This window comes from Actinosynnema sp. NPDC059335, assembly GCF_042752395.1.
Lineage (GTDB): Bacteria > Actinomycetota > Actinomycetes > Mycobacteriales > Pseudonocardiaceae > Actinosynnema.
The window spans coordinates 6,679-11,331 of record NZ_JBHYXZ010000218.1 but is presented as its reverse complement, the minus strand read 5'-3'; the positions used below and the strand labels follow the sequence as shown (position 1 = coordinate 11,331).

4 protein-coding genes and 1 pseudogene are annotated in these 4,653 nt (G+C 74.8%); all 5 read right to left on the bottom strand.

Annotated elements, in window-relative coordinates:
- Positions 1 to 303: pseudogene (locus ACFXGA_RS37335) on the bottom strand (hypothetical protein); the annotation flags it as partial.
- Positions 300 to 716 carry an OsmC family protein gene (locus ACFXGA_RS37330; RefSeq protein ID WP_378096930.1) on the bottom strand — a complete coding sequence of 139 codons (417 nt, stop codon included), beginning with the start codon at positions 714 to 716 and terminating at the stop codon, positions 300 to 302. The gene ACFXGA_RS37330 and the pseudogene ACFXGA_RS37335, both read right to left, overlap by 4 nt.
- Positions 713 to 3,322 (bottom strand): GNAT family N-acetyltransferase, encoded by a 2,610-nt coding sequence (locus ACFXGA_RS37325; RefSeq protein ID WP_378096927.1) that lies wholly within the window; start codon positions 3,320 to 3,322, stop codon positions 713 to 715. Before ACFXGA_RS37325 ends, ACFXGA_RS37330 begins: the two co-directional genes overlap by 4 nt.
- Positions 3,319 to 3,795, bottom strand: coding sequence for a universal stress protein (locus ACFXGA_RS37320; protein ID WP_378096924.1), 477 nt, complete (start codon positions 3,793 to 3,795; stop codon positions 3,319 to 3,321). The genes ACFXGA_RS37325 and ACFXGA_RS37320 overlap by 4 nt, the downstream gene beginning before the upstream one ends.
- A 105-nt stretch (positions 3,796 to 3,900) precedes the next feature.
- Positions 3,901 to 4,482 (bottom strand): HPP family protein, encoded by a 582-nt coding sequence (locus ACFXGA_RS37315; RefSeq protein WP_378096921.1) that lies wholly within the window; start codon positions 4,480 to 4,482, stop codon positions 3,901 to 3,903.
- Positions 4,483 to 4,653 lie beyond the last annotated feature (171 nt).

Below are 4,653 nucleotides of genomic sequence, written 5' to 3'. Positions count from 1 at the left end.
GAGGGCGCGCCCCCCGCGTGCGCGCCCCCGCGCCGGGGGGGGGGCGGGCGCCCGCGCGGGGGGGGGGGGGGCCCCCCCCCCCCCCCCCACGGTCGCGTGCCGCACCCATTGGCTGCTGGTGCTGCCCAGTACCGCCCGACGCACCCGACCACCGCCGTGGGAGGCGACCACCGACATGGTGGCGTCGCGGGCCCGCCGCTCCAGCGGGACGTCGTGGCGGGTCGCCTCGACCATCGCCCACCGCAACGCGCGCTCGGCGGCCGGTGTCCCGTCGATCCCCACCACGATCGGACCTGTGCTCATGACTCCACCTCGTCGAGGTCGATGACGATCTCCGGCCCCTGCCGGAGCGTGTTGTGCACGGTGCAGTGCTGCAGGACCGCCACCAGGGCGGTCCGGTCGTGCGCGGACAACCCGGCGGGCACCCGCACGTCCAACCGCACCTCGGCGACGCGGCGGTGCGGATCGGCCGCCATCCGGTACCGGGCCGTGACCCCGAGGCCGGCGCGGGGCAAGCCGTGGCGGTCGAGGAAGCGGCCCGCGTAGAACGCGGTGCAGGCGGCCATCGAGCCGACCAGGAGGTCGACCGGGCCGGGTGCCCGGTCGCCCCCTCCGTCTTCGACGGGTTGGTCGGTCGGGACGACGTGCCGGCCGATCCGGACCACGTACTGCTCCCCGGCCGAGTACGTCACGTCCACCTCCGCCGTCGTGATCATGACGACCTCCCGGCGTCGCGCAGCCTGCGCAGGAACGGGTCGACCGGCACGGCGGGCACGACGCGCACGCGCGCGTCGACCACCAGCGCCCGGTCCCCGGTGAGGACCAACGGGTTGAGGTCCAGCTCCGCGACCTCGGGCAGCAGCTCGGCGAGCCGTCCGACGCGCAGCAGCACGTCCCTCACCACCGAGGCGTCGTGCTCGGCGAACACCTTCGACGCCGCGCGGAAGCCGTGCAGCAGGTCGTCGGCGTCGGCCTCGGTCAGCGGTGCGAGCGCGGCGGCGCGGTCGTCCACCAGGTCGGTGTCGACGCCGCCCAGACCGGTCACCACGAGCGGGCCGAACTGGGGGTCGGTCACCACGCCGACGAGCAGCTCGCGTCCCCGGTCGGCCATGGGCTGCACGAACACACCGGTCAGCCGCTCGCCGAACCGCTCGCGCAGCGACTCGAAGGCGTGGTCCACCGCGGCCTCGCCGGCCAGGTCGAGCACCACGCCCCCGCCCTCGCTCTTGTGCAGCAGCCCTCGTGCCACGGCCTTGAGGGCGACCGGTGCGTCGAAGGACCGCTGTGCGGCCACCGCGGACCCGACATCGGAGACGAGGACGCCGCCGAGCACCGGCAGCCCGAACGCGCCCAGCAGGCGCACCACTCGTTCGGGGTCGAGCCACCCACCCGCGGGTTCGCCGATGAGGTGGTCGGCGACCACGGCGCGGGCGGTGCCCAGGTCCACGTCCGACAGGTCGACCGGCCGGGGTGTGGAGCGGTCCAGCCACTCGGCCCGCTCGGCCAGTGCGGCGAGCACGGCGGCGGCACGATCGGGTTCCGCGTAGCAGGCGATGCCGTCGCCGCGCAGCGACACCGAACCGTCCAGGTCGGCGCCCACCGCGAGCACCGGCTTCGCCGTGCGGTGGATCCCGCCCGCCGGGTCGCCCAGCGCCGTGGGCACGGTGACCGCGATGACCGCGTCCACCGCCGGGTCGGCGGCCAGGAGGTCCAGGCAGCGGGCGAACGTGGCGTCGTCCACGACCGCCGTCGTGTCGACCGGGTTGCGCGGGCTCGCGGTGCCGGGCAGCAACTCCCCCAGCGACTCCACCGTGCCGCGGCCCAGGTCGGCGACGGCCAGCCCGTGGCGCTCGCAGGCGTCGGCGGCCAACACACCCAACCCGCCCGCGTTGCCCAACACCGCCACCGACCGCCCGGCGGGCAACGGGGTGGCGTGCAACGCGGCCAGCACGTCGACCATCTCGCCGACACCGTCCACCGCGATCACGCCCGCCTGCCGGAACAACGCCTCCCGCGTCACGACCGGGGTCGCGGTCGAAGCGGTGTGGGAGGCGGCGGCACGCCGGCCGGCCTCGCTGCTCCCCGCCCGGATCGCCAGCACCGGCTTGCGCCGCGCCACCCGCCGGGCCAACCGCGAGAACTTCCGCGGGTTCCCGAACGACTCCAGGTACAGCACCACCGCCCGGGTCCGCTCGTCGCGTTCCCACCACAACAGCAGGTCGTTCCCGCTGACGTCCAACTTGTCCCCGGTGGACACCAGCTCCGACGTGCCCAGGCCCAACCGCCGCAGCCGCTCGACCGCGACGATCGCCACCCCACCGGACTGGGTCACCACCCCGACGTCACCCGCGGTGAGGCGACCGCGGGTGAACGTGGCGTTCAAGTCGGGTCCGGCCACGCCGACGCAGTTGGGCCCCACCAGGCGCATGCCGTACCGCCGCACGACCTCCACCAGGCGGTCGGGCTCGACACCGGAGGTGATGACCACCAGCGCCTTCACGCCGCGCCGACCACAGTCCTCGGCGACCCCGACCACCGCGTCGGCGGGCACGCACACCACCGCCAACTCGGGCGCCTCGGGCAGCTCGGCCACCGAGGAGCGGGAGACGACGCCGAGCACCTGGTCGGTGTGCGGGTTGACCGCGTACTTCCGGCCCGGGTAGCCGCCGAAGACCAGGTTGTAGAGCACGGCGTTGCCCACCGACGACCGCTTGCGACCCGCGCCGACCACCACGACCGACGACGGCCGCAGGACCGCCCGCAGGCTCGCCACGTCGGCGGCCAGCTCCCGGTCGGCGATCGCGTCCAGGTAGCGCTCGTCGAACTCCAGGCCCAGGTCGACGTGCACCACTCCGCTGTCCACGCTGGACTCGACCACCAGGCCGAGATCGGTGAACACGCGCAGCATGCGCGAGTTGGCGGTGAGCACGTCGGCGGAGAGCCGGCGGACACCTTCGGACTTCGCCGCGGAGATCAGGTGTTCGAGCAGCAGCGTGCCGACCCCGTGCGATTGCCGGTCGTGCGCCACCACCAGCGCGACCTCGGCCGTCGAACCCTCCAGCAGGACGTAACTCGCCGCCCCGACCAGCTCGTCCCCGGCGAACGCGCCGAGGGCGACGTGCCCGTGTTCGTCCGGCGACGTGAGCCGGGCGACGAAGTCGGTCAACGCGCGTGGCGAGGCGCCGAAGAACCGCAGGTACCGGTCGTGCGGCGGCAGGCCCAGGTGCAGGGCGAGCAGGGCGTCGGCGTCGGCGGGACCGAGCCGGCGCAGCTGCACCACCGACCCGTCGGCCAGCAGCGCGCGGTCGGCGAGGGCGGTCACAGCAGGGGTCCGGGGGTGACGACCGGTCGGGGCTCGGCATGCCGGGGGCGCGGCTCGCGGATGACGACCACGGGGCACTGCGCGTGGTGCACGCAGTAGGAGCTGACCGAACCCAGCAACGCCCCGCGGATCGGCCCCGCGCCCCTGCTGCCCACCACCAGCAGCGCCGCGTCCTCGGACGCCTTCACCAGCACGTCCCGCGCGTCGCCCTCGGCCAACACCGCCCGAACCTCGGCGCCGGTCTCCGCGATCGCCGCGTCGAGCACGGCGCGGTTGTCCTCGCGCAGCGCGTCCGGGTCCACGCCGGCGGCGACGGTGGCCGACACCGGACCGATGACCATCCCGTGATCGGCACACCACGCGAGGACCGCTTCGACCTCGCAGCCACGCACCTTGGCTTCCTCGACCGCCCACCGCAAGGCGGTCCGGCCGGCGGGGGATCCGTCCACACCCACGACGATCTTGGTGTCCATGGTTTCTCCTCGGGTCTCCCCTCCAAGCCTCGCGGCGGGAGGGCGCGGTGGTCAGTGGCGGCGGTCCTGTGGGGACCGGGACTTTCGACTCCCCGGAGGCGGGCCTCAGCCGGTTTCCACCGGCGCGCGGACCGGGCGCAGGTCGATGTCCGCCACTCCGGGCACCGTGCGCACCAGGGCGGTGACGACGCGGAGTTCGGCCTCGTCGTCGAACAACCCGGCGATCACGACCCGGCCGTCCCGGACGTCCACGGTCCAGCGCCGGGTACGGCTGTAGGCGGTCAGCAGCCGGTCGACGCGGGCGGCGAGGAAGTCGTCGTCCGGGGTGAACACGCGCAGCAGGTCGCAGCGGCTCACCACGCCCACGGCCACACCGCGGGCGTCGACCACCGGCAGGCAGCGCAGCCGGTGGCCCAGCATCGCGCTCGCCATCTCGGCGGGGGACGCGGTGAGCGGCACGCTGATCGCGGGCGAGGACATGACCTGCGCGACGGTGGCGCCGGCCCGGTCGAGGCCGGCGGCCAGCAGGTCCGACCCCGACACGATGCCGACCAGGCGGCGGGTGCCGGGTTCCGCGACCGGGAGCGCGGAGAACCCGTGGTCGATCATGAGCACGCTCGCGGCGCGCACGGTGGTGGTCGGTTCGACCGTGTACACGGGGCGGGTCATCACATCTGCGGCGTTCATGCCTGAACGGTCCGCCGGCGCGCCGCCGAGGGGCAGTGCGCATGGTCCCGACAGGGCGGGGACCGAAGTCCTCTCCCACGCACGCGGAACCGGGGGGGGGGGGGGAGGGCGGGGGTGGCGGGGCCGCGGCCCACCAAGCGAACGATTTGGGGACACCAGTGCAAACCCCCG